Here is a 25,492-nt window from a genome sequence, read left to right on the forward strand (position 1 = left end):
GACCATGCAAACTCGTGACGATATTTTCAACACCCTGCGCAACGCCATGGTGGAACTGTTTGAATTGCCGCCGGAACGCGTCACCCTCGACGCCAACCTCTACCAGGACCTGGAAATCGACAGCATCGATGCCGTCGACCTGATCGACCATATCAAGCGCCAGACCGGCAAGAAGATCGCCGCCGAAGAATTCAAGGCGGTGCGCACCGTCAATGACGTGGTTGAGGCGGTGTACCGTCTGGTCACGCCCGCCGCATGAGACGCTTGATCGGCCTTGGCCTGTTGCTGGCGGGGCTGCTGTACCCCTTTGCGGTGTATTACGGCACCGAACACTTTGCACCCTGGCAATTCGGCTTGCTGTTGGGCAGCCTGTGGCTGTTGCGGGCACTGACCGGTGCGCGCCACCCCGGCAGCCGCTGGATGGCCGTGGCGGTGATCCTGTTCTGCCTGCTGCTGGCCTGGTTCGACAACCCGCACCTGTTGCGCTGGTACCCGAGCCTGGTCAGCGCGTTCATGCTGGCGCTGTTTGGCCTGAGCCTGAAATATGGCCCGCCGATGGTCGAACGCCTGGCACGCATGACCGAGCCACAGCTGCCGCCCGAAGCGATTGTGTATACCCGCCAGGTCACCGTGGTGTGGAGTGTGTTTTTTCTGTGTAATGGCCTGCTCGCCGCCGCGCTCACCCTGTGGGCGCCGTTGAGCTGGTGGACGTTGTACAACGGGCTGATCGCCTACGGGCTGATGGGGCTGTTGTTTGCCGTGGAATGGCTGGTACGACAAAGGGTTCGAGGCCGCGTATGAATGGGTTGAAACTTGAGCACGTGCTGCTTGAGCCGCTGGAACAACGGCCGGTCACCACCGAGCCTGCGATGAATCACGCCCAACTGTGCGCCCAAGCCCTGAGCCTGGCGGCGGGCCTGCAAGCGCGAGGTATCCAGCGTTTGGCGGTGCACCTTGAAGACGCCGGCCAACTGGCGATTGCCCTGCTGGGCGCCTGGCGAGCCGGGGTCAGTGTGCTGTTGCCCGCCGACCTGCAACCCCAGACGCGCCAACGCTGGGACAAGGCCGTCGACGCCTGGCTGGTTGAAGCCGCCGATCTCGACGGGTTGTATCAGGCGCCATTGCGCCCCGCCGCGCTCGATCTGGATACTTGTCAACTCAGCCTGTGCACCTCCGGCTCAAGCGGCGAGCCCAAGCGTATCGACAAGACCCTGCGCCAGCTGGCCAATGAAGTCCAGGCCCTGGAAAACCTCTGGGGCGCAGACCTCAAAGACGCCTGCATCATCGGCAGCGTCGCCACCCAGCACATCTACGGTTTGCTCTTTCGCGTGTTGTGGCCGCTGTGCGCCGGTCGCACTTTTGTGCGCAAACAACTGGCCTTCCCCGAAGACATGCAGCGCGCCAGCCGTGAGCACCCGCAATTTGCCTGGGTCGCCAGCCCGGCGTTGCTCAAGCGCATGGGCGATAACCTTGACTGGCCCGCGCTGAGCCACGTGGCGCGGGTGTTCTCTTCCGGCGGCGCGTTGCCCGTGGAGGCTGCCGGCAGCCTGTACGACCGCTTGCAGCAATGGCCGACGGAAATCCTCGGCAGCTCGGAAACCGGTGGCATCGCCTGGCGCCAGGGCGCCCAACCCTGGCAGCCGTTTGCCGACGTGCAACTGAGCCAGGACGCCGACGGCGCCCTGCGCATCGCCTCACCGTACCTGCCCGCCGGGCATATCGAACACACTGCCGACGCTGCGCGCATCCATTCCGATGGCCGTTTCGAGCTGCTGGGGCGCCTGGACCGTATCGTCAAACTGGAAGAAAAACGTATCTCACTGCCCATGCTGGAACAGGCGCTGATGACCCATGACTGGGTCGCCGACACCCGGATGGGCGTGGTGCAGGAAAACCGCGCATCACTCGGCGCATTGGTGGTGCTCAGTGCCGAGGGCTTGCATGCCCTGCGCAACCAGGGCCGCCGCACCGTCACCCAAACCTTGCGCCAACACCTGAGCCAACATTGCGAAGCGCTGGCCCTGCCGCGCCGCTGGCGTTTGCTGCGCCAATTGCCGCTTAATGCCCAAGGCAAACTGCCCCAGGCCGACGTCGCCGCGCTGCTGCTGGCACCACGGCCAAAAGCGCCGGAAGTGCTGGAGCAAGTCGAAGTCGATGGCGAATGGACCGTGCAACTGAACATTCCGCCGGACCTGGCCTACTTCAGCGGCCACTTCCCGGTCACGCCGGTGCTGCCTGGCGTGGTGCAAGTGGAGTGGGCGTTCAACCTCGGCCAGCAACTGCTTGACCTGCCCGCCACCTTTGCCGGCATGGAAGTGCTCAAGTTCCAGCAACTGGTGCGCCCCGGCGACCAGATTGAACTGCACCTGCGCTTTGACCCGGAACGCGGCAAGCTGTACTTCGCCTACCGCAACGGCGTCGCAGCCTGCTCCAGCGGTCGCATTCAACTGGTGACCGCGCATGCATAACCCCTGCGCCCTGATCCCGGTCTACAACCACGAAGCCGCCGTGCCGGCCGTGGTCCAGAGCCTGTTGAACAGTGGCCTGCCGTGCCTGCTGGTCGACGACGGCAGCAGCCCGGCCTGCGCAGCGGTATTGGCGCAATTGGCGACACTTGAAAACGTCACCTTGCTGACCCTGCCGAACAATCAAGGCAAGGGCGGCGCGGTCATGGCCGGCTTCCGTGAGGCCGCGCGCCTGGGCTTCAGCCACGCGCTGCAAGTGGATGCCGACGGCCAGCACGACCTGCGTGAAGTCGAGTGCTTCCTCGACAGCTCCCGCATGCACCCGGACGCGGTAATCTGCGGCTACCCGGAATACGACGAGAGCGTGCCCAAGGGCCGCCTGTACGCACGTTACCTGACCCATGTGTGGGTGTGGATCAATACCTTGTCGCTGCAGATTCGCGACTCGATGTGCGGCTTTCGCGTGTACCCGCTGGCGCCCACCCTGGCGTTGATGGACTCAGCCTACATTGGCACACGCATGGATTTCGACTCGGACATCCTGGTGCGCCTGGCCTGGCGTAACCAGCCGATGCGCTGGCTGCCGACCCACGTGCATTACCCCGCCGACGGTTTGTCGCACTTCCGGTTGTTCCGCGACAACGTGCGCATTTCGGCCATGCACACGCGGCTGTTCTTCGGCATGTTGGTGCGCGCGCCGATGATCCTGTGGCGTCGGTGGCAAGCATGAGCGACAGCAGCAAACACTGGGCCGACCGTGAGGAGCGCGGCAGCTTCTGGCTGATGAAGCTCACCGCCGTCGCCGCCAAGGTGCTCGGTCGCCGCCTGCTAAGCCCGGTGCTGTACGGCATCGTGTTGTACTTCTTCCTGTTCGGCCGCACGGCACGCCGGAGTGCCTGGGAATACCAGCAGCGCCTGGCCGACTGGAGCGGGCGCGCTGCGTTGCGGCCCAGCCACACACGTGTGTTCGGGCAGTTCATGGCCTTCGCCGACGCCCTGCTCGACAAGCTCGACGTGTGGAACGGCAAGCTGCGCATCGAACAAATCGAAATCAACGACCCCGCGCAATTGCGTGGGCAACTGCGCGGCGAGCGCGGGCAGATGCTGGTAGGCGCACACTTGGGCAACCTCGAAGTCTGCCGTGCGCTGGCCGAGATCGGTGAGCAAGTCACCATGAACGTGCTGGTGCACACCAAGCACGCAGAACGCTTCAACCGTCTGCTGGGCGAAGCCGGGGCGACCCATTTGCGCCTGATCCAGGTCAGCGAGCTGGACCCGGCGACCATGCTGCTGCTCAGCCAGCGCCTGGACGACGGCGAGTGGCTGGCGATTGCCGGTGACCGCGTGCCGCTGCACGGCGGGCGCAAGGTCCGCGTGGATTTCCTCGGCCATGACGCCGCCTTCCCCCAAGGCCCGTGGCTGCTGGCCGGCCTGTTGAAATGCCCGGTCAACCTGCTGATGTGCCTGAAACACAACGGCCGCTATCGCCTGACCATCGAGCCGTTCACCCCATTGATCGAATGGAAGCGCAGCACCCGCGAGCAGGTGATTGCCCTGTGGACCGCACGCTACGCTGCACGCCTGGGCCAGTTCTGCCTGGAAGCGCCCCAACAATGGTTCAACTTTTACCCTTTCTGGAAGACCGATGACGACGCATCTTGAGCCGGTAACCTTTGGCGAACACGCTTTGCGCATTGAAGACGTATTGGCCCTGGCCAACCGTCAGGTGCCCACGCAATTGCAGGATGATGCCGCCTATCGCCAGCGCATTGCCAAGGGCGCGCAGTTTCTCGACTCGTTGCTGGACAAGGAAGGCGTGATCTATGGCGTGACCACCGGCTACGGCGACTCCTGCGTGGTGGCGGTACCGTTGCAGCACGTCGAGGCTTTGCCGCGTCACCTGTACACGTTCCACGGGTGCGGGCTGGGCAAGTTGCTTGACGCCCAAGCCACACGGGCGGTGCTGGCGGCGCGTCTACAGTCGTTGTGCCACGGTGTTTCCGGGGTGCGTGTGGAGTTGCTGGAGCGCCTGCATGCGTTCCTTGAACACGACGTACTGCCGCTGATCCCGGAAGAAGGCTCGGTGGGCGCCAGCGGTGATTTGACCCCACTGTCGTACGTCGCTGCGACCCTGTCCGGCGAGCGTGAAGTGATGTTCCGAGGTGAACGCCGCCAGGCCGCCGACGTGCACCACGAATTGGGCTGGGAGCCGCTGGTCTTGCGCCCCAAGGAAGCCCTGGCATTGATGAATGGCACCGCCGTGATGACCGGCCTCGCCTGCCTGGCCTTCGCCCGGGCCGACTACCTGCTGCAACTGGCCACACGCATCACCGCGTTGAACGTGGTGGCGCTGCAAGGCAACCCGGAACACTTCGACGAGCGCCTGTTCGCCGCCAAGCCGCACCCGGGGCAGATGCAGGTCGCTGCCTGGTTGCGCAAGGACCTGGCGATTGATGCGCCGACCGCGCCGCTGCACCGCCTGCAGGATCGCTATTCGCTGCGCTGCGCGCCGCACGTGCTTGGCGTGTTGGCCGACAGCCTGAACTGGCTGCGTTCGTTTATCGAAATCGAACTGAACAGCGCCAACGACAACCCGATCATCGACGCCGAAGAAGAACGCGTGCTGCATGGTGGGCACTTCTACGGCGGGCATATCGCCTTCGCCATGGACAGCCTCAAGACCCTGGTGGCCAACGTTGCCGACCTGCTCGACCGCCAGCTCGCACTGCTGGTGGACGTGCGTTACAACCACGGCCTGCCGAGCAATCTGTCGGGCGCCCCGGCCGACCGCGCGATGATCAATCACGGTTTCAAGGCCGTGCAGATCGGCACCAGCGCCTGGACCGCCGAAGCGCTGAAAAACACCATGCCGGCCAGCGTGTTCTCGCGCTCTACCGAATGCCATAACCAGGACAAGGTGAGCATGGGCACCATCGCCGCCCGCGATGCAATCCGCGTGCTGGAGCTGACCGAACAGGTTGCCGCCGCGACCCTGCTCGCCGCTAACCAGGGTGTGTGGCTACGCGCCCAGGCTGACGATGCACGCGCGCTGCCGCCAGCCTTGGCCGCCATGCATGAAGAGCTGGCCAAGGACTTCCCGCCGGTCATCGAAGACCGCGCGCTGGAAGGCGAACTGCGCCTGTGCCTCAAACGTATCGCCGAGCAACACTGGAGGCTGCATGCGTAGCCAGGGCGTATTGCATTGCGACACCGAGATCCTCGTGCCGTTTTTCGATATCGACACCATGAATGTGGTGTGGCACGGGCATTACGTGAAGTACCTGGAAGTGGCGCGCTGCGCGCTGCTGGACAAGATCGGCCACAACTACACGGCAATGCTTGAGTCGGGTTATGCCTGGCCGGTGATCGACATGCAGCTGCGCTACGTGCGCGGCGCCACCTTTGGCCAGACGATTAATGTGCGCGCCAGCCTGGTGGAGTGGGAGAACCGTTTGAAGGTGAACTACCTGATCAGTGACCTTGCCAGCGGCGAGCGTTTGACCCGCGCCAGCACCGTGCAAGTGGCCGTAGAAATCGCCAGCCGCGAGATGCAGTTGGCCTCGCCGAAAATATTCACCGACGCCGTCGAAAGGGCTTTGGCATGAGAGTTTTAATACTGTTTGCAAGCTTGATGCTGAGCCTCAATGCCCATGCGTTTGACCTGCAACAACTCAGCGACCAGTTGGCCAAACCCTCGGTGATCCACGGCAGCTTCATCCAGGAAAAACACCTGCGCGCCCTGCCGCAGCCACTGGTCAGCAAAGGCACCTTCGTGCTCGCCAAAGACCACGGCCTGCTGTGGCTGCTGAAAACCCCGCTGCAACAGGACTACCGCATCAGCGCCCAGGGCATTGCCCGGCGTGACGCCAATGGCTGGCAACTGCTGCCGAACAAGAGCGCCGGCGCCGAGCAGAATCGCCTGTTCCTCGCCGTGCTCCAGGGCGACAGCAGCGGCTTGCAGCGCGACTTCGAACTGCAACTGCAAGGCGCAGCCAACCAGTGGAAGCTGACGCTGACCCCACGTTCACTGCTGCTCAAGCAGGTCTTCACCCAGATCAATATCGACGGTGGCGAGCTGGTGAACACCATCGAATTGCTCGAAACCCAAGGCGACAGCACCGTGCTGCGCATGCAAGACAGCACGGCCAGCCAACCGTTGAGCGACGCGGAGCAACACGACTTTGCCCAGTGAGCGCCTGCTGCCACGCCTGTTCCTGATCCTGCTGGTGGCCGTGCTGGCCCTGGCCGGCTGGCAATGGCGTCATGGCGCGCCGCTGTCGGCCAACTTGATGGAGCTGGTGCCCGGCAACACGCCGGATGCCCTCGAGCTGAAAGCCGAGCAGCGCATGCAAGCGCCGTTGAACCGCGAAATGCTGGTGCTGGTGGGGCATACCGACCGCCAGCAAGCGGTGGCCGTGGCACAGCAACTCGGCGAGCGCTGGCAAGCCAGTGGCCTGTTTGAAAAAGTGCAGTGGAACCTGCAAGCCGACTTGCCAGCGCTGCGTGAGCAACTGCTGCGCGGGCGACTGGCGATGCTCTCGGCCAAAGACCGCGAACAACTGATCGAGCACCCCGACGCGTTTATCCAGCAACGCGTGCAAGCGCTGTTCGACCCGTTCACCGGGTTCAGCCTGGTGCCGAGCCAGGATGACTGGCTGGGCCTCACCGGGCGCATCCAGAACAGCCAGCCGCAACACGGTTCGGTACAACTGGATATCGGCAGCGGCGCGTTGATCGCCGACGCCGATGGCAAAAGCTGGGTGCTGCTGCGTGCGCGCACCGCCGGCAATGCCTTTGACATGAAGCTGCCGCTGCAAGTGGCGGCGTTGCTCCAGGCCAGCCGCGCGCAGGCCAGCGAGCAAGGCGCGCAATTGCTCGCCGCCAGCGGCTTGCTCTATGCGGCCAACGGGCAGCAGCAGGCCACCCGCGAAATTACCTGGGTCGGCGGTGGCGCGACCCTTGGCATTCTGCTGCTGTTGCTCCTCGCGTTCCGCCGCTGGCGCGTGCTGCTGGCGTTTGTGCCGGTGCTGGTCGGCATGCTGTTTGGCGCGGTGGCCTGTGTGGCGCTGTTCGGCCATATGCATGTGATGACACTGGTGCTCGGCTCCAGCCTGATCGGCGTGGCGGTGGATTACCCGCTGCACTACCTGTCGAAAAGCTGGAGCCTGCAGCCGTGGCGCAGCTGGCCGGCCTTGCGCCTGACCCTGCCGGGGCTGAGCCTGAGCCTGGCGACCAGCTGCATCGGCTACCTGGCGCTGGCCTGGACGCCCTTTCCGGCGCTGACGCAAATCGCGGTGTTCTCCGCCGCAGGCTTGGTCGGCGCCTACCTCTCGGCCGTGTGCCTGCTGCCCGCGCTGCTCAAGGGCCTCGAACTGCGCCCGGCGCAATGGCCGCTGCGCATTGCCGAATGCCTGTGGTTGTTGCGTGCGTCGCTGATCAAGCGTGTACCGAGCCCGTTTTTGCTGGCGTGGGTGCTGTTGTTTTGCGCCGGTGGCCTGTGGCAACTGAACAGCAAAAACGACATCCGCCAATGGATCGGTGCCCCGCCGCAACTGCTGCAAGAGGCCCAGGCGGTGGCGCGCATCACCGGGTTCCAGCCCACCAGCCAGTTCTTCCTGGTGCGTGCGGACAACCAGCAGCAGTTGCTGGAACGCCAGGCCAGCTTAGGCAAACGCCTGGATCAACTGGTGAACATGAACAAGCTGCAAGGCTACCTGGCACTCAACCAACTGGTCAGCCAGCCTGCCGAGCAGCAGCAACTGCGTGATGCGCTGGACGCACTCGCGCAACACTGGCAGCCGCTGCTGGACCTCGGCGTTCCCGCCAGCGCCCTGCAGGCTGAAGTCGCGCAACTGAAAGCCCTGCCCACCGAAGACATCGACGCGGCACTGGTGGGGCCGTTGGCAGAACCGTGGCGCACGCTGTGGCTCGGCCCGGTAGACTGCGGCGTGGCCGCGATGGTCAGCTTGCAAGGCTTGAACAACCCGGCGCTGCTGCGCGTGCAGGCGCTGGACTTGCCCGGCGTGCAACTGGTGGATCGCCTGGGGGATTTGAACCGGGTGTTCGCCGACACGCAGATCAGCGCGGCGGAATTAAAATTGATGTCATGCGTGCTGATCGTCGTATTGCTGATCCTGCCGTTCGGCGTTGGCGGTGCCTTGCGCATCGTCGCCCTGCCACTGCTCGCGGCGCTGTGCAGCCTGGCGAGCCTGGGTTGGCTGGGCCAGCCGTTGACGCTGTTCAGCCTGTTCGGCCTGCTATTGGTCACCGCCATCAGTGTCGACTATGCCATCTTGATGCGTGAGCAGATCGGCGGCGCCGCCGTGAGTCTTTTAGGTACGCTGCTGGCGGCGCTGACGACCTGGTTGTCGTTTGGCCTGCTGGCCGTGTCAAGTACACCGGCCGTGAGTAATTTCGGCCTGTCGGTCAGCCTGGGCCTGGCTTTCAGTTTTATGCTGGCGCCTTGGGCCGGCCATCGGAAGCACGCCTTATGAATGTGATTATCGCCAAAGTGGCAAGGAGCCCTCGTGCCCATAGTTGAAATGGAACGTCGCCAGGTGGTGGTGATCGGTGCCGGCCCGTCCGGTGCCATCGCCGCTGCGCTGTTAAAGCGTAACGGGCATGATGTATTGATTATCGAGCGTCAGCATTTCCCACGGTTCTCGATCGGCGAAAGCCTGTTGTCGCACTGCATCGACTTTATCGAAGAAGCCGGCATGCTCGACGCCGTGCAGGCCGCGGGTTTCCAGGTAAAAACCGGGGCCGCATTCGCCTGGGGCGAGCGTTACAGCGCGTTTGATTTCGGTGACACGTTCAGCAACGGCAAGCCCACCACCTTCCAGGTGCAGCGGGGCGAATTCGACAAATTGCTGGCTGACCAGGCCGCCTTGCAGGGCGTGGACATCCGCTACGGCGAAACCATCATCGGCGTCGATTTCACCGGCGAAAGCCGTTACCTGCATGTGCGCCGCGAGAATGGCAGCGAATACCACCTCAAGGCCAAATTCGTGCTCGATGCCAGCGGTTACGGCCGGGTGCTGCCGCGCCTGCTGGACCTTGAAGCACCGTCGAATTTCCCGGTGCGCCAGGCGGTGTTCACCCACGTTGAAGACCATATCGAGCACCCGGGCTTCGACCGCAGCAAAATTCTTGTCACCACCCACCCAACCCAACGCGATATCTGGTTCTGGACCATCCCGTTCAGCAACGGCCGCTGCTCGGTGGGCGTGGTCGCGGCCAAAGCGCATTTCGACGGCCGCGACGGCGACCTCGACGCGTGCCTGCGCGGGTTTATCGACGAAACCCCAAGCCTGTCCGGCGTGTTGCAAAACGCCGTCTGGGATACGCCTGCGCGCACCATCGGCGGCTATTCGGCCAACGTCAAAACCCTGCACGGCCCGGGCTTTGCGCTGCTGGGCAATGCCGCAGAATTCCTCGACCCGGTGTTTTCCTCCGGCGTGACCATCGCCATGCGTTCGGCAAGCATGGCCGCAGGGCTGCTGCATCGCCAACTCAAGGGCGAGACCGTGGACTGGCAAACCGAATTTGCCGAACCGCTGAAACGCGGTGTCGACACCTTCCGCTGCTACGTCGAAGGCTGGTATGCCGGGACCTTTCAGGACGTGATTTTCCACCCCGGCAGTTCGCCGGAGATCCGTCGGATGATCAGCGCGATCCTCGCCGGTTATGCGTGGGATGAACGCAACCCGTTTGTCAGCGAGCCCAAGCGGCGGTTGCGGATGCTGTCGGAGATTTGTGCGAGTGAGCCGGTATGAGCAGTCAGTATTTAAGTAAGAACTACGTCGAAGAAACCAAGTTCGGCTTCTGGTTCCTGCGCAGCCACACTTGGCAGCACCACGTCCTGCGCGTAGCGATCAACGACCTGCGCGGCCTGTTCAGCGAGCCACTCCCCGTGGCGCCAGTGTTGCTGGACGCCGGGTGTGGCCAGGGCAAATCCTTCAAGCTGCTGCAGCACGCATTCGCGCCCAAGCGCCTGATCGGCCTGGATGCCGACCTCCACAGCCTGGAATTGAGCAAGGCCGAAGCCGCGCGCCAAGGCCTGGCCATCGAGTTGATCGGCAGCGACTGTGCGACCCTGGAGGTGCCGGATGAAAGCGTCGACATCCTGTTCTGCCACCAGACGTTCCACCATCTGGTCGAACAGCATCGCGCACTGAAGGAGTTCTACCGCGTGCTCAAGCCGGGCGGCTATTTGCTGTTTGCCGAATCCACCGAAGCCTATATCGACACCTGGGTGATTCGCTGGTTGTTCCGCCACCCGATGCACGTACAGAAAAGCGCCGAAGAGTACCTGGCGATGCTCCGCGAGCAGGGCTTTGAGTTTGGCCCGCAGAACGTTTCCTACCCGTATTTGTGGTGGAGCCGTTCGAGCGATTTCGGCCTGCTGGAGCGCTGGGGCCTGCGTAACCCGCCGCCGGTGGGTCAGCGTGAAGAAACCCTGGTCAACTGCGTCGCACGTAAACCGCCAGTGAGCGCGGCACCATGATCCGCCTGCTGTTGATCGGTTGCCTGCTGCTGCTGAGCGCCTGCGCCAGCCAGCCGCCGCTGCCCGAGAGAACGCCGGTGTTGAGCCTGCCGATGCAACTGCACGTGCAGCGCCGGGCGGGCGGCCAGAGCCAGGACTGGCTGCTGGTGATCCAGCGCGAAGGCGCTGCCCTTCGCTGGTCGATGATGGACCCACTGGGCATTCCCCAGGCCCGGCAAAAGCTGATCAATGGCCAGTGGCAGGCCGATGGCTTGCTGCCGCCCAACCCGCAGGCACGCGAGCTGTTTGCCGCCTTGCTGTTTGCCCTGACCTCGGCCGATGACGTGCGCGCGCTTTACCCGAGTGCCCAGGCCATGGACCTCACACGCACGCTGCCAGGCCATTGGCAAATCGTGTATCAGTCTTCCGAGGTGTTTAGCGTGAACATGACGGGCCAATCCTTGAGCTACCGCGTCACGCCGCTTGGGGTCGCCCGATGACGGCTTATCTCAATGCGCTCGGCGTGATCTGCGCCTTGGGGCGCACGCCGTCCGAGGTCAGCCGCAGCTTGTTCGCCGGCGACTGCTCCGGCATGCGCGCCGAAAGTGGCTGGGTGCCGGAGCGCGTGGTGCCGGTGGCGGGTGTGCATTGGCAACTGGCGAGCATCCCGACTGAGTTGAACCAGCAAAGCAGCCGCAATAACCAGCTGCTGCTGGAAGCGGCATTGCAGATCGAGGTTGAGATCCGCCAGGCGATCCACACCTACGGTGCTTCCCGCGTCGGCGTGGTACTGGGCACCAGCACCTCGGGCATCGACGAAGCCAGCCGTGGCATCGCGCACTACCTGCGCGACCAGCAGTTCCCCGGCGACTACGATTACCAGCAACAGGAACTCAGCGCGCCAGCGAACTTCCTGGCCGACTGGCTGCAATTGAGCGGCCCGGCTTATGTGATTTCCACTGCCTGTACTTCCAGCGCCCGCGCGCTGATGAGTGCCCAGCGCCTGCTGGACCTGGGCGCGTGCGACGCGGTGATTTGCGGCGGCGTCGACAGCCTGTGCAAGCTGACGTTGAACGGCTTTACCTCACTGGAGGCCGTCTCCAGTGAGCGCTGCAACCCATTTTCGGTGAACCGCAACGGCATCAATATCGGCGAAGCCGCGGTGCTGTTCCTGATGACCAAAGCGCCCGCGCCGATTGCCTTGCTCGGCAGCGGCGCGAGTTGCGATGCACATCATATCTCCGCCCCCGAGCCCACCGGCAAAGGCGCACTGCTGGCCATGCGCAAGGCCTTGGCCAGCGCGAAACTGGCGCCTGAGCAGATCGGTTACCTGAACCTGCATGGCACCGCGACCCATCATAACGACGCCATGGAAAGCCTCGCTGTCGCCAGCCTGTTCCCCGAAGGCGTTGCCTGCTCATCGACCAAACCCATGAGCGGGCACACCCTCGGTGCGGCCGGCGCGCTGGAAGCGGCGTTCTGTTGGCTGAGCCTGACCCACGGCCGGGTGCCGCCGCACGTGTGGGACGGCCAGGCCGACCCGGCGTTGCCCGCGTTGCACTGGGCGCACCCTGGCGACAGCTTGAAAAAACGCTGCCTGATGAGCAACTCGTTTGCCTTCGGTGGCAATAACGTCAGCCTGATTATCGCAGAGGCCCCATGATCGATTGGCCACTCGCCGAACTGCTGCCTCACGCGGGCGACATGATCCTGATTGACCAGGTGCTGTCGTTCGATGAAGAGCAGGTTCACACCCGCACCACCGTCAAGCCCGGCGGCCTGTTCAACCGCCCGGACGGCAGCCTGCCGGCCTGGGTCGGAATCGAGCTGATGGCGCAAAGCGTCGCGGCCTATGCCGGTTGCCGCGCCCGCCAAAAGGGCGAAGCCGTGGAACTGGGTTTCCTGTTGGGCACACGTAAGTTCGAGTGCAACGTGGAATGCTTCCCGGCCGGCGCCGAACTGCGCATCCACGGCCTGCGCTCCCTGGAAGACGACAACGGCATGGGTGTGTTCGAATGCCACCTCAGCGGTGACGGTATCCAGGCCAGCGCGCGCTTGAACGTATTTCGACCGCCCCAGGCGACCCACTATTTAGATGAATCGAAGGACGAAACGCCATGACTGCAACCGTACTGGTCACCGGCTCCAGCCGTGGCATCGGCCGCGCCATTGCCCTGCGCCTGGCCCAGGCCGGGCATGACATCGTGCTGCATTGCCGCAGTGGTCGCGTCGAAGCCGATGCGGTGCAGGTCGAGATCCAGGCCCTGGGCCGCAACGCGCGGGTGCTGCAATTTGATGTGGCGGACCGCGCCAGCTGCAAAGCAATCCTTGAAGCCGATGTGGAGCAACATGGCGCCTATTACGGCGTGGTGCTCAATGCCGGCCTGACCCGCGACGGCGCATTCCCGGCCTTGTCGGAAGACGATTGGGACGTGGTGATGCGCACCAACCTGGATGGCTTCTATAACGTTTTGCACCCGGTGATGATGCCGATGATTCGTCGTCGCGCAGCGGGCCGTATCGTCTGCATTACCTCGGTTTCCGGGCTCATCGGCAACCGTGGCCAGGTCAACTACAGCGCCTCGAAAGCCGGCTTGATCGGTGCGGCCAAAGCCCTGGCCATCGAGCTGGGCAAGCGCAAGATCACCGTTAACTGTGTGGCGCCCGGCTTGATCGACACCGCCATGCTCGATGAAAACGTGCCGGTGGAAGAGCTGATGAAGATGATCCCCGCACAGCGCATGGGCACGCCGGAAGAAGTCGCCGGCGCCGTGAATTTCCTGATGTCGGCCGAAGCCGGCTATATCACCCGCCAGGTCCTGGCGGTGAACGGAGGCCTGTGCTGATGAAGCGCGTCGTTGTCACCGGCATGGCCGGCATGACCTCCCTGGGCAGCGACTGGGACACCATCGCGGCCAACTTTCGCGCCAACCGCAGCGGCATTCGGCGCATGGACGAGTGGGACCGTTTCAGCGAATTGAACACGCGCCTGGCCGGGCCGATCGACGATTTCGTGGTGCCCGCTCACTGGACACGCAAGCAACTGCGCAGCATGGGCCGCGTGTCGCGCCTGGCTGTGTGGGCAGCGGAGCAGGCGTTGCAGGATGCCGGCTTGCTCGGCGACGAGTCGATCAAGGACGGGCGCATGGGCGTGGCCTGCGGCTCGTCCACCGGCAGCACCGATGAGATCAAGGCGTTCGGCAATATGCTGCTGAACTCGGTGGCCGAAGGGCTGAACGCCAACTCCTACGTGCGCATGATGCCGCACACGACGGCGGCGAATATCAGCATTTTCTTTGGCCTCACCGGGCGCTTGATTCCCACGTCCAGCGCCTGCACCAGCGGCAGCCAGGGCATCGGCTATGCCTATGAGGCCATCAAGTTCGGCCGCTTGCCGTTGATGCTCGCGGGCGGCGCCGAAGAGCTGTGCCCTACCGAAGCCATGGTGTTTGATGCGCTGTACGCCACCAGCCTGAAAAACGATGCCCCACAAACCAGCCCGCGCCCTTATGACAGTGGCCGTGATGGCCTGGTGATAGGCGAAGGCGGCGGCATGCTGGTGTTGGAAGAACTGGAACACGCTCTGGCGCGTGGCGCGCATATCCATGCCGAGATTGTCGGTTTCGGCAGCAACGCCGACGGCCAGCACACCACCCGCCCGGAGCAGAAAACCATGCGCCGCGCGATGGAGCTGGCCCTGGAAGATGCCGGGCTGGAGCCTTCCGCCATCGGCTACGTCAACGGCCATGGCACCGCGACCGATCAAGGCGATATCGCCGAAACGCTGGCCACCCACAGCTTGTTCGGCAGCCGTATGCCCATCAGCTCGCAGAAGAGCTTCCTCGGCCACACCTTGGGTGCGTGCGGGGCGCTGGAGTCCTGGTTCAGCATCGAAATGATGAACCGCGACCAGTACGTGCACACCTTCAACCTGGATAGTGTCGACCCGCAATGCGGCGAGCTGGATTACCTGCAAGGTGGCTTTCGCGAGATGCACCACGACTACGTGATGAACAACAACTTTGCCTTTGGCGGCGTCAACACCTCGCTGATTTTTCGCCGCTGGTCCTGACTTTTTAATCGATTGGAGAAAACGGAATGTCTTCCTTGCTGCGCGCCACCCTGATCACATTGGCCCTGCTGAGCACCGCCGCTTGCACCAGCAAACCGGTGCTGAACACCCAGCACGACCTGCCGGCCACGACCCAGGTCGGCGAAGAAACCATGAAACAGGTGATTGTCGCAGCCCTGCAAAAACGCGAGTGGACCGTGCAACGTTTCGGCCCGCACCTGGTGCAGGCCGAGATCACTGTGCGTAACCAGTATTACGCGGCCATCGACATTCGCTACACCCGCAACAGCTACGCCATCACCTACCGCGACAGCCGCGACCTGGGCTACAAGGACGGCAAGATCCACCGCAACTACAACCGCTGGGTGAGCATGCTCGACCGCGACATCATGGCGGGCTTGCAGAGCCGTGGTGCGAATGTGCCGGGTTCGGCGGCGCAGTTGTTTGAGCAGCCGGGAACGGCGAAGCAGAACTGAGAACGTCAGCCCGTCAGAAACGACAAAGGGCGCCTTTCGGCGCCCTCTTCACAAACAGGTTGGCGTGTCATCGCCGCGTCCTGCCTCGCTCTGCGATGGCTGGATGCCCAGGATCCTCAGAGTCTCACAAGCCCCTTTCGGGAACTCGGCCAGTCTGCCTGAAAACAGCTCGCCTGCAATCGGTGGCAAAGCGCCGCTCAGCTCTGATCCACTTCATCGCACCCCCAGCGCACTGCGCACCGCCGCTTTATTCTTGCGAATGACTAAGCCGGTTGCGTTACCTGATAGGTGACAGTCCCTACATCGCCGCCTTGCGCGTCAGAAGCTCCACAAACGCCCTGGCCATCGGGGTTTGCGCGCCTTTGCGTTGCACCAGCCACACGGCCGTCACGGCGTCCTGATCGAGCAAGGTGCGATACACCACGCCATCAATGCGTATGCGCTGGTAAGACGCCGGCAACACTGACACCCCCAAGCCTGCCGCCACCAGGCCAATGATGGTCATCGCCTCGCCCGCTTCCTGGGCGAAGTGCGGGCTGAAGCCAGCGTCACGCGCCAGGGTGAGCAATTGTGCGTAGAGGCCGCTGCCGTAGCTGCGAGGGAAAAACACGAACGGTTCTTCAGCCAGCTGCGCCAGGTACAAGCCGCGCTCGCTGCCTTCCACCAAGCGGTGCCCGGCGTTCAGGACGGCGACCAGCGGCTCACGCATGAGCTCGATGACACTCAACGAGTCCGGCAACGGCAACGGGCGCATCAGCCCGACCTGGATCGACTCATCGACGAGCGACTCGGCCACTTCGGTGCTGCTCATTTCCTGCAAATTCAGGTGGACCGCCGGGAACGCCTGGCGAAACGCAAAAATCGCCTGCGGGATGCTGGCGTTGAACGGCGCCGACGAGGTGAAGCCGATCTTCAATTCGCCAAGCTCACCCAACTGCGCGCGCCGCGCCACATCGGCGGCTTTATCGACCTGCGCCAGCACCAACCGCGCCTCGTGCAGGAACAACCGCCCGGCCTCGCTCAACTCGACCCGACGATTGGTCCGCTCAAACAAACGCGCGCCCACCTGTTGCTCCAGCGCCTGAATCTGCTGGCTCAGCGGCGGCTGCGAGATGCCCAGTACCTGCGCGGCACGGCCGAAATGCAGTTCTTCGGCGACGGCGATGAAGTACCGCAGGTGACGCAATTCCATGCAAACCTCATTAGGTCGTAAAAGCTATCAAACAGGTCGAACAATATATTGGAAAGAATCATTAGGCAGCTATATTCTTTTTTGCATTGCCAGTCCTGGCAGGCTTTCCCTCGCCGAGGTCCCCGTGAAATCTGCTGTTGCTCCATTTGCTCAAAAAGCCCCGCCTACCGCCCTGGATGAGGTGGTGGCCCAGCTCAACGAGGTGTTCATCGAGAAAGGCACGCCGATGTTCATGCGCACGGTGCTGGCACTGTTCTCCGGCGGGTTTGCGACCTTTGCCCTGCTGTATTGCGTGCAGCCGATGATGCCGGCGCTGTCTCACGAGTTTTCCATCAATGCCGCGCAAAGCAGCCTGATTCTCTCTGTCTCGACGGCGATGCTCGCCTTGGGCTTACTGATCACCGGCCCGATTTCCGACACCTTGGGGCGCAAACCGGTGATGGTCGCCGCGCTGTTCTGCGCGGCACTGGCCACCATCGCCAGCGGCTTGATGCCGACGTGGGAAGGGATTCTGCTGATGCGCGCACTGGTGGGCCTGTCATTGAGCGGCCTGGCCGCCGTGGCGATGACCTACCTGAGCGAAGAGATCCACCCGCAACACATCGGCCTCGCCATGGGCTTGTATATCGGTGGCAACGCGATTGGCGGCATGAGTGGGCGCCTGATCATCGGTGTGCTGATCGACTTCGTCAGTTGGCACACCGCAATGCTGATCATCGGCGCCCTGGCGCTGATCGCAGCCACCGTGTTCTGGAAAATCCTCCCCGAATCGCGCAACTTCCGCGCCAGCAGCCTCAAGCCGCGCAGCCTGGTGGACGGCTTCGTCATGCACTTCAAGGACGCAGGCTTACCCTGGTTGTTTCTCGAAGCCTTCCTGCTGATGGGCGCGTTCGTGACGATGTTCAACTACATCGGCTATCGCCTGCTGGCTTCGCCCTATGAGTTGAGCCAGGCAGTGGTTGGCCTGCTGTCGCTGGTGTATTTGTCGGGCATCTACAGCTCGGCAAAAATTGGCTCCCTGGCGGATCGCCTCGGCCGTCGCCGCGTGCTGTGGGGCACCATCGTGCTGATGCTCGCCGGCATGGTCCTGACCCTGTTCAGCCCACTGTGGCTGGTGGTGCCGGGCATGCTGATCTTCACCTTCGGCTTCTTCGGCGCCCACTCGGTGGCCAGCAGCTGGATCGGCCGTCGCGCAGTGAAAGCCAAGGGGCAGGCGTCGTCGTTGTACCTGTTCTGCTACTACGTAGGCTCGAGTGTGGCCGGCACGGCAGGCGGGTTCTTCTGGCACTTTGCCGGGTGGAACGGGATCGGTGGGTTTATCGTGGCGTTGCTGATTGGCGCGCTGTTGGTGGCGCTGAAGCTGGCGAAGTTGCCGCCGCTGGGGAATGTAAAGGCCTGACGCGGTCCTGCTTTATGTGGGAGCGGGCTTGCTCGCGAAGGCGGTGCTTGAGTGACGAATTTATCGACTGACACTGCGCATTCGCGAGCAAGCCCGCTCCCACATTTGTTTTGCGTTTACTCGTGGTACTGCGCCGACAGCTCATGCACTGCGCGCAGGAACGCGCCGGCGTGTTCCGGGTTCACTTCCGGCGTAATGCCATGGCCGAGGTTGAACACGTGCCCGCTGCCCTTGCCGTAGCTGGCCAGGATGCGGCCGACTTCGGTGCGGATCGCTTCCGGCTTGGCGTACAGCACGGTGGGGTCCATGTTGCCTTGCAGCGAAACGCGGTTGCCCACGCGCTGACGGGCTTCGCCAATGTCGCAGGTCCAGTCCAGGCCCAGGGCATCGGCACCGGCGTCGGCGATGCTTTCCAGCCACAGGCCGCCACCTTTGGTGAACAGGATGACCGGCACTTTGCGGCCTTCGTGCTCGCGGATCAGGCCGCTGACGATCTTGCGCATGTAGGCCAGGGAGAACTCCTGGTACGCCGCCGCCGACAGGTTGCCGCCCCACGTGTCGAAGATCTGCACCGCTTGGGCACCGGCCATGATCTGGCCGTTGAGGTAGCTGGTGACCGACTGCGCCAGCTTGTCGAGCAGCAGGTGCATGGCTTGCGGGTTGTCGTAGAGCATGGCCTTGGTTTTGCGGAAGTCTTTCGACGAACCGCCTTCGACCATGTAGGTGGCCAGGGTCCATGGGCTGCCGGAGAAGCCGATCAGCGGCACACGGCCATTGAGCTCGCGGCGAATGGTGCTGACAGCATCCATCACATAACCGAGGTCTTTGTGCGGGTCAGGGATCGGCAGGGCCTCGATGTCGGCCAGGGTGCTGACGACTTTCTTGAAACGCGGGCCTTCGCCGGTTTCGAAGTACAGGCCTTGGCCCATGGCGTCGGGAATGGTCAGGATATCGGAGAAGAGGATGGCCGCATCCAGTTGTGGGTAGCGGTCCAGCGGCTGCATCGTGACTTCGCAGGCGAACTCCGGGTTCATGCACAGGCTCATGAAGTCGCCGGCGTGGGCGCGACTGGCGCGGTATTCCGGCAGGTAGCGACCGGCTTGACGCATCATCCACACGGGCGTGACGTCTACAGGTTGCTTGAGCAGGGCACGAAGGAAACGGTCGTTCTTGAGGGCAGTCATGTCGGCATCCGCAAAAAAAGTGCGGGCATTTTCTCAGAGCGCGACGCAAAAGGCACGGAGTGAGCCGTGCCTTTTGTCTATCGGGTCAATTTGTCGCGGACATAAGAGCGCCGTAAAACAAATGTGGGAGCGGGCTTGCTCGCGAAAACGGTGGGTCAGCCAACACATCTGGTGACTGATACACCGCATTCGCGAGCAAGCCCGCTCCCACATTTTGATCCCATTTCAACTGGGGATCGGAGTCAGACCTGCAGGTAGTCCAGGATCCCTTCGGCGGCGTTGCGGCCTTCGAAGATCGCTGTCACCACCAAATCAGACCCGCGCACCATATCGCCACCGGCGAAGATTTTCGGGTTGCTGGTCTGGTGTTTGTACTGGCCTTGTTCCGGGGCGACCACGCGGCCCTGGCTGTCGGTCTGGATCTCGAACTGCTCGAACCATGGCGCCGGGCTTGGGCGGAAGCCGAAAGCGATGACCACGGCGTCAGCCGGGATGATTTCTTCGGAACCCGGAATCGGCTCGGGGCTGCGACGGCCACGGGCGTCCGGCTCGCCGAGACGGGTCTCGACCACCTTCACGCCTTCGACGCGGTCTTCACCGACGATAGCGATTGGCTGGCGGTTGTAGAGGAATTTCACGCCTTCTTCCTTGGCGTTCTTCACTTCTTTACGCGAGCCCGGCATGTTGGCTTCGTCACGACGGTACGCACAGGTTACCGACTTGGCGCCCTGGCGGATCGAGGTGCGGTTGCAGTCCATCGCGGTGTCGCCACCGCCCAGCACAACAACCTTCTTGCCTTTCATGTCGACGAAATCTTCCGGCGCCTTTTCAAAGCCCAGGTTGCGGTTGACGTTGGCGATCAGGAAATCCAAAGCATCGTAAACGCCCGGCAGGTCCTCACCGGCAAAGCCGCCCTTCATGTAGGTGTAGGTGCCCATGCCCATGAACACGGCATCGTATTCGGCGAGCAGTTGCTCCATGGTGATGTCTTTGCCGATTTCGGTGTTCAGGCGGAACTCGATGCCCATGCCGGTGAACACTTCACGACGGTTGCTCAGTACGGTTTTTTCCAGCTTGAACTCGGGGATGCCGAAGGTCAGCAGGCCGCCGATTTCCGGGTTCTTGTCGAACACCACCGGGGTCACACCGCCACGCACTAGCACGTCGGCACAGCCCAGGCCCGCCGGGCCTGCGCCGATGATCGCGACGCGCTTGCCGGTCGGCTTGACCTTGGACATGTCCGGGCGCCAGCCCATGGCGAACGCGGTGTCGGTGATGTACTTCTCCACCGAACCGATGGTCACCGCGCCGAAGCCGTCGTTGAGGGTGCAGGCACCCTCGCACAGGCGGTCTTGCGGGCACACCCGGCCGCAGACTTCCGGCAGGGTGTTGGTCTGGTGCGACAGCTCGGCGGCGGCGAGGATGTTGCCCTCGGCCACCAGCTTGAGCCAGTTCGGAATGAAGTTGTGCACCGGGCACTTCCATTCGCAATACGGGTTACCGCACCCCAGGCAGCGGTGGGCCTGGTCGGCCGAGTGCTGGGGTTTGAAGGGTTCGTAGATTTCCACGAACTCTTTCTTGCGTTGACGCAACAGTTTCTTCTTCGGATCTTTGCGCCCGACATCGATGAACTGGAAGTCGTTATTCAGACGTTCAGCCATGTTAAAACCTCATCAAACTCTTCAGGCGCATATCACTGCGGGTTGGCACGGATGCTGGAAAGCAACGATTTCAGGTTGGCAGCCTTGGGCTTGACCAGCCAGAAACGACGCAGGTAATCATCGAGGTTTTCGGCGAGGTTACGACCCCATTCGCTGCCGGTCTCCTCGACATACTCGTCCAGCACGTGCTGCAAGTGGTTCCGGTAGGACTCCATGGCTTCGCCGCTGATCCGCTGGATCTCGACCAACTCGTGGTTGACCTTGTCGACGAAGGTGTTGTCCTGGTCCAGCACGTAGGCGAAACCGCCGGTCATGCCCGAACCGAAGTTGTAACCGGTCTTGCCCAGTACCGCGACAAAGCCACCGGTCATGTACTCACAGCAGTGATCGCCGGTGCCTTCCACCACGGTGTGGGCACCGGAGTTACGCACGGCGAAACGCTCACCGGCAGTACCGGCCGCGAACAGCTTGCCACCGGTAGCGCCGTACAAGCAGGTGTTGCCGATGATGGCACTGTCCTGAGTCTTGTAGATGCTGCCTTTAGGCGGAACGATCACCAGCTTGCCGCCGGTCATGCCCTTGCCCACGTAGTCGTTGGCGTCACCTTCCAGGTACATGTGCAGGCCACCGGCGTTCCACACGCCGAAGCTCTGGCCGGCAGTGCCGTTGAAACGGAAGGTGATCGGCGCCTTGGCCATGCCCTGGTTGCCGTGCTTGCGCGCGATTTCACCGGAGATGCGTGCGCCGATGGAACGGTCGCAGTTGCAGATATCCAGAGCGAAGTCGCCACCGCTGGCGTCGTTGATCGACGCGCTGGCCATGTCGACCATCTTCTCGGCCAGCAGGCCTTTGTCGAACGGTGGGTTGCGATCCACCTGGCAGAATTGTGGCTTGTCTGCCGGGATATGGTCGCTGCCCAACAGCGGCGTCAGGTCCAGGTGCTGTTGCTTGGCGGTCTGGCCTTCGAGGATGTCGAGCAAATCGGTACGCCCGATCAACTCTTCCAGCGAACGCACGCCCAGCTTGGCCAGCCACTCACGGGTTTCTTCGGCGACGTAGGTGAAGAAATTCACCACCATGTCGACGGTGCCGATGTAGTGGTCTTTGCGCAGCTTCTCGTTCTGCGTCGCGACGCCGGTGGCGCAGTTGTTCAGGTGGCAGATGCGCAGGTATTTGCAGCCCAGGGCGATCATTGGCGCAGTCCCGAAGCCAAAGCTTTCGGCGCCGAGGATCGCGGCCTTGATCACGTCGAGGCCGGTTTTCAGGCCACCGTCGGTCTGCACCCGGACTTTGCCGCGCAGGTCATTGCCGCGCAGGGTCTGGTGAGTTTCAGCCAGGCCCAGTTCCCACGGCGCGCCGGCGTACTTGATGGAGGTCAGCGGCGAGGCGCCGGTGCCGCCGTCGTAGCCGGAGATGGTGATCAGGTCGGCATAGGCCTTGGCCACACCGGCGGCGATGGTGCCTACGCCGGCTTCTGCGACCAGCTTCACCGAGACCAGGGCCTGCGGGTTGACTTGTTTCAAGTCGAAAATCAGCTGCGACAAATCCTCGATGGAGTAGATGTCGTGGTGCGGCGGCGGCGAAATCAGCGTCACGCCCGGCACTGCATAACGCAGCTTGGCGATCAGGCCGTTGACCTTGCCGCCTGGCAGTTGGCCGCCCTCACCGGGCTTGGCGCCCTGGGCGACTTTGATCTGCAGCACTTCAGCGTTAACCAGGTATTCCGGGGTTACACCGAAACGACCCGTCGCCACTTGCTTGATTTTCGAGCTCTTGATGGTGCCGTAGCGCGCCGGGTCTTCACCGCCTTCGCCGGAGTTGGAACGCGCACCCAGGCGGTTCATGGCTTCGGCCAGGGCTTCGTGGGCCTCAGGCGACAAAGCACCCAGGGAGATACCGGCGGAGTCGAAACGCTTGAGGATCGATTCCAGTGGTTCGATTTCGCTGATCGCCAGCGGGGTGTCCAGGGTTTTCACCTTGAACATATCGCGGATCATCGACACCGGGCGGTTATCCACCAGCGCGGTGTATTCCTTGAACTTGGCGTAGTCGCCCTGCTGCACAGCGGCTTGCAGGGTGCTGACCACATCCGGGTTGTACGCGTGATATTCGCCACCGTGGACGAACTTGAGCAGGCCGCCTTGCTGGATCGGCTTGCGCGCGCTCCAGGCTTCGGCCGCCAGGGCTTTCTGTTCGGCTTCGATATCGACGAAACGCGCACCTTTGATGCGGCTCGGCACACCCCGGAAACTCAGGTCGCAGACCTCTTCGGAGAGACCGATGGCTTCGAACAATTGAGCGCCACGGTACGAGGTGACGGTGGAGATGCCCATCTTCGACAGGATCTTCAACAGGCCCTTGGTAATGCCCTTGCGGTAGTTCTTGAACACCTCATAGAGGTCGCCCAGCACTTCACCGGTGCGGATCAGGTCGCCCAGCACTTCGTACGCAAGGAACGGGTACACCGCCGAGGCGCCAAAACCGATCAGCACCGCAAAGTGATGCGGGTCGCGGGCAGTGGCGGTTTCGACGAGGATGTTGGAGTCGCAGCGCAGGCCTTTTTCGGTCAGGCGGTGGTGCACAGCACCCGTGGCCAGCGAAGCGTGGATCGGCAGTTTGCCTGGCGCGATGTGGCGGTCGGTCAGCACGATCTGGGTACGACCGGCGCGCACAGCTTCTTCGGCCTGATCGGCGACGTTACGCACAGCGGCTTCAAGGCCGAGGCTCTCGTCGTAGTTCAGGTCGATGATCTGGCGGTCGAAGCCTGGGCGCTCCAGGGTCATCAACGAGCGCCATTTGGCCGGGGAAACCACCGGCGAACTGAGAATGACGCGGGAAGCGTGCTCAGGCGATTCCTGGAAGATGTTGCGCTCGGCACCGAGGCACACTTCCAGCGACATCACGATGGCTTCGCGCAGCGGGTCGATCGGCGGGTTGGTCACCTGGGCGAACTGCTGGCGGAAATAGTCGTACGGCGTGCGCACGCGCTGGGACAGCACGGCCATTGGCGTGTCATCGCCCATGGAGCCGACGGCCTCGTAGCCTTGCTCGCCGAGCGGACGCAGCACCTGGTCGCGCTCTTCGAACGTGACCTGGTACATCTTCATGTACTGCTTGAGCTGGTCGACGTCATAGAAAGCCGAACCGTGGTCGTTGTCTTCCATGGTCGCCTGGATGCGCAGGGCGTTCTTGCGCAGCCATTGCTTGTACGGGTGACGCGACTTCAAGCGGTTGTCGATCGCATCGGTGTCGAGGATCTGCCCGGTTTCGGTGTCCACCGCCAGGATCTGGCCAGGGCCGACACGGCCTTTGGCGATGACATCTTCAGGCTTGTAGTCCCATACGCCGATTTCCGACGCGAGGGTGATGAAACCGTTGGTCGTGGTGACCCAACGCGCCGGGCGCAGACCGTTACGGTCGAGCAGGCACACCGCGTAGCGGCCGTCGGTCATGACCACACCGGCCGGGCCGTCCCACGGCTCCATGTGCATCGAGTTGTACTCGTAGAACGCACGCAGATCCGGGTCCATGGTTTCGACGTTCTGCCACGCTGGCGGAATGATCATGCGCACGCCACGGAACAGGTCGATGCCGCCGGTGACCATCAGCTCGAGCATGTTGTCCATGCTGGAGGAGTCGGAGCCCACGCGGTTGACCAGCGGGCCGAGCTCTTCGAGGTCCATCAAGTCGTTGGCGAACTTGGTGCGACGGGCCACGGCCCAGTTGCGGTTACCCGTGATGGTGTTGATCTCGCCGTTATGGGCGAGGAAGCGGAATGGCTGAGCCAGCGGCCATTTCGGCAAGGTGTTGGTGGAGAAGCGCTGGTGGAACACGCAGATTGCGGTTTGCAGGCGCTCGTCGCTCAGGTCTGGATAGAAGGCGGTCAAATCCGCCGGCATCATCAGGCCTTTATAAATGATGGTCTTGTGCGAAAAGCTGCAGATGTAGTGGTCAGTATCGGCGGCGTTGGACACCGACGAGCGACGACGCGAGGTGAACAGCTTGATCGCCATGTCCTGATCGCTCAGGCCATCGCCGGCGATGAACACTTGTTCGATCTGTGGCAGGCGCTCCAGGGCCAGACGGCCGAGCACGCTGGTGTCGATCGGCACTTTGCGCCAGCCCACCAGTTGCAGACCGGCAGCCACGATCTCGCGGTTCATGTTCTCGCGAGCGGCTTCGGCTTTGACCGGGTCCTGGTTGAAGAACACCATGCCCACGGCGTACTGCTTGGGCAGGTCGACAGCAAATTGTTCTTTTGCGACAGCACGCAGGAACTGGTCGGGCTTTTGAATCAGCAAGCCGCAACCGTCACCGGTTTTGCCGTCGGCGTTGATCCCACCGCGGTGGGTCATGCAGGTCAGGGCCTCGATGGCCGTTTGCAAAAGGGTATGACTGGGCTCGCCCTGCATATGGGCTATCAGGCCAAAACCGCAGTTATCCTTGAATTCATCGGGTTGGTACAGACCTGCTTTCATAGACACTTTCTCACCAGGCTGCCTCTGTTACCGAGGCAAATTTCTTTTCAATTCAACCCGTTACCTTCCACGCCGAACGT

The 25,492-nt window shown here is 62.9% G+C and carries 22 protein-coding genes; 18 read left to right on the forward strand and 4 right to left on the reverse strand.

Annotation, left to right across the window (positions count from 1 at the left end):
* Positions 1–4 precede the first annotated feature (4 nt).
* Genes JFT85_RS13765 through JFT85_RS13845 form a run of 17 tightly spaced genes read left to right on the forward strand, consistent with a single transcriptional unit; the run spans position 5 to position 15,498 of the window.
* Positions 5–259, forward strand: a complete 255-nt coding sequence (locus JFT85_RS13765) for an acyl carrier protein (RefSeq protein WP_053253978.1) — start codon at positions 5–7, stop codon at positions 257–259.
* Entirely contained in the window at positions 256–801 is a 546-nt protein-coding gene (locus JFT85_RS13770; protein WP_053253977.1) for a COG4648 family protein, read from the forward strand. The genes JFT85_RS13765 and JFT85_RS13770 overlap by 4 nt, the downstream gene beginning before the upstream one ends.
* Positions 798–2,468, forward strand: coding sequence for an acyl-CoA synthetase family protein (locus JFT85_RS13775; protein WP_053253976.1), 1,671 nt, complete (start codon positions 798–800; stop codon positions 2,466–2,468). The genes JFT85_RS13770 and JFT85_RS13775 overlap by 4 nt, the downstream gene beginning before the upstream one ends.
* Positions 2,461–3,195, forward strand: a complete 735-nt coding sequence (locus JFT85_RS13780) for a glycosyltransferase family 2 protein (protein WP_053253975.1) — start codon at positions 2,461–2,463, stop codon at positions 3,193–3,195. Before JFT85_RS13775 ends, JFT85_RS13780 begins: the two co-directional genes overlap by 8 nt.
* The gene (locus JFT85_RS13785; RefSeq protein WP_169875686.1) at positions 3,192–4,127 is read left to right on the forward strand and encodes an LpxL/LpxP family acyltransferase; all 936 of its coding nucleotides are present in this window, start codon (positions 3,192–3,194) and stop codon (positions 4,125–4,127) included. Before JFT85_RS13780 ends, JFT85_RS13785 begins: the two co-directional genes overlap by 4 nt.
* Positions 4,111–5,652 (forward strand): HAL/PAL/TAL family ammonia-lyase, encoded by a 1,542-nt coding sequence (locus JFT85_RS13790; protein ID WP_053253973.1) that lies wholly within the window; start codon positions 4,111–4,113, stop codon positions 5,650–5,652. The genes JFT85_RS13785 and JFT85_RS13790 overlap by 17 nt, the downstream gene beginning before the upstream one ends.
* On the forward strand, positions 5,645–6,070 hold the full coding sequence (locus JFT85_RS13795) for an acyl-CoA thioesterase (RefSeq protein WP_069550857.1): 426 nt from the start codon (positions 5,645–5,647) through the stop codon (positions 6,068–6,070). The genes JFT85_RS13790 and JFT85_RS13795 overlap by 8 nt, the downstream gene beginning before the upstream one ends.
* Complete coding sequence (locus JFT85_RS13800) at positions 6,067–6,657, forward strand: outer membrane lipoprotein carrier protein LolA (RefSeq protein WP_053253971.1); 591 nt, start codon at positions 6,067–6,069, stop codon at positions 6,655–6,657. The genes JFT85_RS13795 and JFT85_RS13800 overlap by 4 nt, the downstream gene beginning before the upstream one ends.
* Positions 6,647–8,959 (forward strand): MMPL family transporter, encoded by a 2,313-nt coding sequence (locus JFT85_RS13805; protein ID WP_201229991.1) that lies wholly within the window; start codon positions 6,647–6,649, stop codon positions 8,957–8,959. Before JFT85_RS13800 ends, JFT85_RS13805 begins: the two co-directional genes overlap by 11 nt.
* Positions 8,960–8,992: 33 nt before the next feature.
* Entirely contained in the window at positions 8,993–10,240 is a 1,248-nt protein-coding gene (locus tag JFT85_RS13810; RefSeq protein WP_078827646.1) for an NAD(P)/FAD-dependent oxidoreductase, read from the forward strand.
* Entirely contained in the window at positions 10,237–10,971 is a 735-nt protein-coding gene (locus JFT85_RS13815) for a class I SAM-dependent methyltransferase (protein WP_078827645.1), read from the forward strand. Before JFT85_RS13810 ends, JFT85_RS13815 begins: the two co-directional genes overlap by 4 nt.
* Positions 10,968–11,450: a hypothetical protein gene (locus JFT85_RS13820; protein WP_053253967.1), complete on the forward strand. Its 483-nt coding sequence runs from the start codon at positions 10,968–10,970 to the stop codon at positions 11,448–11,450. The genes JFT85_RS13815 and JFT85_RS13820 overlap by 4 nt, the downstream gene beginning before the upstream one ends.
* A complete protein-coding gene (locus tag JFT85_RS13825; protein ID WP_053253966.1) occupies positions 11,447–12,613 on the forward strand; it encodes a beta-ketoacyl-[acyl-carrier-protein] synthase family protein in 1,167 nt (388 codons plus the stop codon). The genes JFT85_RS13820 and JFT85_RS13825 overlap by 4 nt, the downstream gene beginning before the upstream one ends.
* Positions 12,610–13,071, forward strand: coding sequence for an ApeP family dehydratase (locus JFT85_RS13830; RefSeq protein ID WP_053253965.1), 462 nt, complete (start codon positions 12,610–12,612; stop codon positions 13,069–13,071). Before JFT85_RS13825 ends, JFT85_RS13830 begins: the two co-directional genes overlap by 4 nt.
* Positions 13,068–13,796 carry a 3-ketoacyl-ACP reductase FabG2 gene (locus JFT85_RS13835; protein WP_069550853.1) on the forward strand — a complete coding sequence of 243 codons (729 nt, stop codon included), beginning with the start codon at positions 13,068–13,070 and terminating at the stop codon, positions 13,794–13,796. Before JFT85_RS13830 ends, JFT85_RS13835 begins: the two co-directional genes overlap by 4 nt.
* Positions 13,796–15,022: a beta-ketoacyl-ACP synthase gene (locus JFT85_RS13840; RefSeq protein WP_053253963.1), complete on the forward strand. Its 1,227-nt coding sequence runs from the start codon at positions 13,796–13,798 to the stop codon at positions 15,020–15,022. Before JFT85_RS13835 ends, JFT85_RS13840 begins: the two co-directional genes overlap by 1 nt.
* A gap of 26 nt (positions 15,023–15,048) precedes the next feature.
* On the forward strand, positions 15,049–15,498 hold the full coding sequence (locus tag JFT85_RS13845) for a hypothetical protein (RefSeq protein ID WP_201229992.1): 450 nt from the start codon (positions 15,049–15,051) through the stop codon (positions 15,496–15,498).
* A gap of 298 nt (positions 15,499–15,796) precedes the next feature.
* Here JFT85_RS13845 and JFT85_RS13850 read toward each other — a convergent pair whose 3' ends face one another.
* On the reverse strand, positions 15,797–16,690 hold the full coding sequence (locus JFT85_RS13850; RefSeq protein WP_069550852.1) for a LysR family transcriptional regulator: 894 nt from the start codon (positions 16,688–16,690) through the stop codon (positions 15,797–15,799).
* Positions 16,691–16,862: 172 nt separating this feature from the next.
* On the opposite strand from JFT85_RS13850, the gene JFT85_RS13855 reads away from it, so the two are divergent.
* A complete protein-coding gene (locus JFT85_RS13855) occupies positions 16,863–18,089 on the forward strand; it encodes an MFS transporter (RefSeq protein ID WP_207201186.1) in 1,227 nt (408 codons plus the stop codon).
* 116 nt (positions 18,090–18,205) lie between these two features.
* Here JFT85_RS13855 and hemE read toward each other — a convergent pair whose 3' ends face one another.
* The 3 genes from hemE to gltB all read right to left on the reverse strand — a co-directional run bounded on the left by hemE (position 18,206) and on the right by gltB (position 25,412).
* Positions 18,206–19,273, reverse strand: coding sequence for a uroporphyrinogen decarboxylase (gene hemE / locus JFT85_RS13860; RefSeq protein ID WP_201229993.1), 1,068 nt, complete (start codon positions 19,271–19,273; stop codon positions 18,206–18,208).
* A gap of 242 nt (positions 19,274–19,515) precedes the next feature.
* Positions 19,516–20,934, reverse strand: a complete 1,419-nt coding sequence (locus JFT85_RS13865) for an FAD-dependent oxidoreductase (RefSeq protein WP_053253958.1) — start codon at positions 20,932–20,934, stop codon at positions 19,516–19,518.
* 32 nt (positions 20,935–20,966) lie between these two features.
* A complete protein-coding gene (gene gltB / locus JFT85_RS13870) occupies positions 20,967–25,412 on the reverse strand; it encodes a glutamate synthase large subunit (RefSeq protein ID WP_053253957.1) in 4,446 nt (1,481 codons plus the stop codon).
* Positions 25,413–25,492: the final 80 nt, after the last annotated feature.

The sequence above is a fragment of the Pseudomonas sp. TH04 genome, from assembly GCF_016651355.1.
Lineage (GTDB): Bacteria > Pseudomonadota > Gammaproteobacteria > Pseudomonadales > Pseudomonadaceae > Aquipseudomonas > Aquipseudomonas fluorescens.

Bases quoted from the DNA above. Each gene is read 5' to 3' on its own strand.
- JFT85_RS13765 (WP_053253978.1), top strand. From the start codon at position 5: ATGCAAACTCGTGACGATATTTTCAACACCCTGCGCAACGCCATGGTG.
- JFT85_RS13770 (WP_053253977.1), top strand. From the start codon at position 256: ATGAGACGCTTGATCGGCCTTGGCCTGTTGCTGGCGGGGCTGCTGTAC.
- JFT85_RS13775 (WP_053253976.1), top strand. From the start codon at position 798: ATGAATGGGTTGAAACTTGAGCACGTGCTGCTTGAGCCGCTGGAACAA.
- JFT85_RS13780 (WP_053253975.1), top strand. From the start codon at position 2,461: ATGCATAACCCCTGCGCCCTGATCCCGGTCTACAACCACGAAGCCGCC.
- JFT85_RS13785 (WP_169875686.1), top strand. From the start codon at position 3,192: ATGAGCGACAGCAGCAAACACTGGGCCGACCGTGAGGAGCGCGGCAGC.
- JFT85_RS13790 (WP_053253973.1), top strand. From the start codon at position 4,111: ATGACGACGCATCTTGAGCCGGTAACCTTTGGCGAACACGCTTTGCGC.
- JFT85_RS13795 (WP_069550857.1), top strand. From the start codon at position 5,645: ATGCGTAGCCAGGGCGTATTGCATTGCGACACCGAGATCCTCGTGCCG.
- JFT85_RS13800 (WP_053253971.1), top strand. From the start codon at position 6,067: ATGAGAGTTTTAATACTGTTTGCAAGCTTGATGCTGAGCCTCAATGCC.
- JFT85_RS13815 (WP_078827645.1), top strand. From the start codon at position 10,237: ATGAGCAGTCAGTATTTAAGTAAGAACTACGTCGAAGAAACCAAGTTC.
- JFT85_RS13820 (WP_053253967.1), top strand. From the start codon at position 10,968: ATGATCCGCCTGCTGTTGATCGGTTGCCTGCTGCTGCTGAGCGCCTGC.
- JFT85_RS13825 (WP_053253966.1), top strand. From the start codon at position 11,447: ATGACGGCTTATCTCAATGCGCTCGGCGTGATCTGCGCCTTGGGGCGC.
- JFT85_RS13830 (WP_053253965.1), top strand. From the start codon at position 12,610: ATGATCGATTGGCCACTCGCCGAACTGCTGCCTCACGCGGGCGACATG.
- JFT85_RS13835 (WP_069550853.1), top strand. From the start codon at position 13,068: ATGACTGCAACCGTACTGGTCACCGGCTCCAGCCGTGGCATCGGCCGC.
- JFT85_RS13840 (WP_053253963.1), top strand. From the start codon at position 13,796: ATGAAGCGCGTCGTTGTCACCGGCATGGCCGGCATGACCTCCCTGGGC.
- JFT85_RS13845 (WP_201229992.1), top strand. From the start codon at position 15,049: ATGTCTTCCTTGCTGCGCGCCACCCTGATCACATTGGCCCTGCTGAGC.
- JFT85_RS13850 (WP_069550852.1), bottom strand. From the start codon at position 16,690: ATGGAATTGCGTCACCTGCGGTACTTCATCGCCGTCGCCGAAGAACTG.
- hemE (WP_201229993.1), bottom strand. From the start codon at position 19,273: ATGACTGCCCTCAAGAACGACCGTTTCCTTCGTGCCCTGCTCAAGCAA.
- JFT85_RS13865 (WP_053253958.1), bottom strand. From the start codon at position 20,934: ATGGCTGAACGTCTGAATAACGACTTCCAGTTCATCGATGTCGGGCGC.
- gltB (WP_053253957.1), bottom strand. From the start codon at position 25,412: ATGAAAGCAGGTCTGTACCAACCCGATGAATTCAAGGATAACTGCGGT.